This window comes from Deltaproteobacteria bacterium, assembly GCA_019309045.1.
Lineage (GTDB): Bacteria > Desulfobacterota > Syntrophobacteria > BM002 > BM002 > JAFDGZ01.
The window spans coordinates 1-2,447 of the sequence record JAFDGZ010000209.1 but is presented as its reverse complement, the minus strand read 5'-3'; the positions used below and the strand labels follow the sequence as shown (position 1 = coordinate 2,447).

Sequence of the window (2,447 nt, the reverse complement as noted above, 5' to 3'; positions counted from 1 at the left end):
GGCTCCCTTTCTATTTTTGGGCAAGGTGAAATTGATAGTTGATGATTGTATTCGTAAAGGAAAACGGCATTGGCTTTGCAGTTGGTCTGAATTGTGCTAGGGAAGGAGTTAAGAGACGGGGCCCGGCGCCAGGCGCCGGGCGCATGGCAGATTAGGCTATTGGGCTGAGGGGCTATCGAGGTGGTGAGCTTCTGCTGATTATCGCTTATCAGTCATCCGGGATGACAATGACAGGCCGCATGACGTAGCCAACGGGCGAAACGGGCCTCGCAGCCGTGGCCGAGAACCGGCAGGCCTGGCAGTACCGTTGCTGCCTGGTGCCTGGTGCTTTCATAACCGGGATCGAGAAGATGAAATATAGTACGTGGACTACAACATTGACAGTGGCATTGTTCATGCTGCTTAACTCCTGTGGGAAAGAGCCCAGCCAACAGTCAAAGCCCTTGGCCAAGGTGAACAACTACGTAATCGAAGAAAACAATTTCCGCAGGGAGTTAGCTGCCTCCGCCTATTTCCACGATATCAAGGGGCTTTCTTACGAGGACAAGAGGAAGTTTCTCGACAGCCGGATCAGAAAGGAGATCCTCATTCAACAGGCGACAAAGCTTGGTCTGGACAGGGAGGAAACGTTTCGGCAGGCAATTGAACGATACTGGGAGCAGACACTGATCAGTTCTCTGCTGCAGCGAAAGTCGGCTGAGCTGGAGAAAGAGGTCATTGTAACCAGCGATGAAGTTGAAAAGCGCTACCTGGAAATGAAAAAGACAGAAGCGAAGCTACCCCCATTGGCTGAGATGAAAGAGGAGCTCGCCAGGGAGATCCGGGAAGAGAAAAAGACCAGCGCTCTGGAGGCCTGGATGAAAGGCCTTCAGGACAGGGCGGAAGTAGTGGTGTATGAGGACAACCTCCGGGCGCTGCAGTAATGAACTGATTATCAGTTATCGGTTGATTGCAAAATGAAAGTGCACCCGATAACCAGTACCGTCAACCAGGCGGGAGGGGGAATAGGAGGCACGGCAACGAGCCGGTAGCCGCACGCTTTAGCCTGCGTTGTTATCTAATCTGGCAAGCAATTTCGCCATGGCGCCATTGTAGTACTGGCCGCTGGCTCAGCCTTAAGGTTAACCGCCAGCAATCGGCCGGTGAAAGGCGTGCACTTTCATTTTGTCATCAACCACTAGCGCCTGGTGAAATTGTGACAGCGGCATCCTGCCGTTAAGGAAACGAACGAACAAGAGGTCGAAACCATGGCTGCTGAACAGCAAATTCCCTATCGACGTCGCATCGTGTACATACACAGACCTTTCCAGCGGAGCTTTATTATCACCATGACTGCCACCTACCGCTATCACCACCTTTCTCTGCAGGAGACTGCCCAGGCCATCTTGCCGGCAATGATCATTACCAACCTGGTGGTGTTAGTTGGCCTCCTGGCAGCAACCATCGCGGTAACCCTCTATGTTTCTCACAAGATTGCTGGCCCGCTGTACCGGTTGGCCAGGGTGATCGACACTATAGGCGGGGGAGATCTGACTGTGCAGATGAAGCTGCGCCAGCGAGATCAGCTCAAAGATCTGGCAGCCAGCATAAACCAGATGACGGCGAACCTCAATGAGCGCCTCTGCCGTCTCCAGACTGAGGTGCTTCATTTACACGAAAAGGTTGGCCAGAAGGATGTGAGCCAGGACGAGGTGAGGGAAGAGGTAGCGAAATTGAAAGAGACAATAGATGGCCTGTTTGTAACGAAAACTCCAGGCCCGGATGCTTCATGAAGTGGCATCGAGGTGGGACCTCAGGAAACATTCGGGCAAGGTGAGACAAGGTGAATCGAAACCGAGGCACTATCAGCCTGTGCCAGTGGCTGATCCTTCTCACAACGCTACTTGTCGCACTTTCAGTAAAGCAAGCATTTGCAGAGGAGCATGTCTACCACTCAAAGCTTGTCAGCATCCATTACAACGATGCCCGGCTGCTCCAGGAATTTGAAAGGAAGATTCGTCCCACCGCTTTCACCCGCACTCTGAACAAAATTTTTCTCGGGCAAGCAGGGATTTCCGAGGAAGCAACACTGGGAGAACTGGTAGATACTCTTTTCAGAAGAGTCCAGTTGATCCTGGACATGCCTCAGCCAGATCTCCGGGTGCATATCAGGCTGCTCGCTGATCAGGACGAGGTCTCCAGAGTCTGCTCTCAGGTGGCTGGAAAGTTTATCAAAGCGCCAGCCTTTTACTATCAGAAGACCAACACCATCTATTTACAGACCAGGAAGGTCTCAAAAGGAATCCTGGCGCATGAAATGGGGCATGCGGTGGTGGATCATTACTTTGTTATCAGGCCGCCCAGCAAAATCGCCGAAATGCTTTCCCAGTACGTGGACAGAGAGATTTCAGAGCAGCCTTTGTAGAAGCACGGCTACGGAAGCGGTTACGATGCCCGTTTCGTCTGTG

General features: G+C 52.3%; 4 protein-coding genes. 3 read left to right on the top strand and 1 reads right to left on the bottom strand.

Annotated features, from left to right (window positions below; translation table 11 throughout):
* Positions 1–208: 208 nt before the first annotated feature.
* Positions 209–397 carry a hypothetical protein gene (locus JRI89_17910; GenBank protein MBW2073108.1) on the bottom strand — a complete coding sequence of 63 codons (189 nt, stop codon included), beginning with the start codon at positions 395–397 and terminating at the stop codon, positions 209–211.
* A 46-nt stretch (positions 398–443) separates the two neighbouring features.
* Between JRI89_17910 and JRI89_17905 the strand changes: the two genes are divergently transcribed.
* The 3 genes from JRI89_17905 to JRI89_17895 all read left to right on the top strand — a co-directional run bounded on the left by JRI89_17905 (position 444) and on the right by JRI89_17895 (position 2,404).
* A complete protein-coding gene (locus tag JRI89_17905; GenBank protein MBW2073107.1) occupies positions 444–923 on the top strand; it encodes a hypothetical protein in 480 nt (159 codons plus the stop codon).
* A 324-nt stretch (positions 924–1,247) separates the two neighbouring features.
* Entirely contained in the window at positions 1,248–1,772 is a 525-nt protein-coding gene (locus JRI89_17900) for a HAMP domain-containing protein (protein ID MBW2073106.1), read from the top strand.
* Between the two features lie 50 nt (positions 1,773–1,822).
* Positions 1,823–2,404, top strand: a complete 582-nt coding sequence (locus tag JRI89_17895; protein MBW2073105.1) for a hypothetical protein — start codon at positions 1,823–1,825, stop codon at positions 2,402–2,404.
* Positions 2,405–2,447: the final 43 nt, after the last annotated feature.

Bases quoted from the DNA above. Each gene is read 5' to 3' on its own strand.
- JRI89_17910 (MBW2073108.1), bottom strand. From the start codon at position 397: ATGAACAATGCCACTGTCAATGTTGTAGTCCACGTACTATATTTCATC.
- JRI89_17900 (MBW2073106.1), top strand. From the start codon at position 1,248: ATGGCTGCTGAACAGCAAATTCCCTATCGACGTCGCATCGTGTACATA.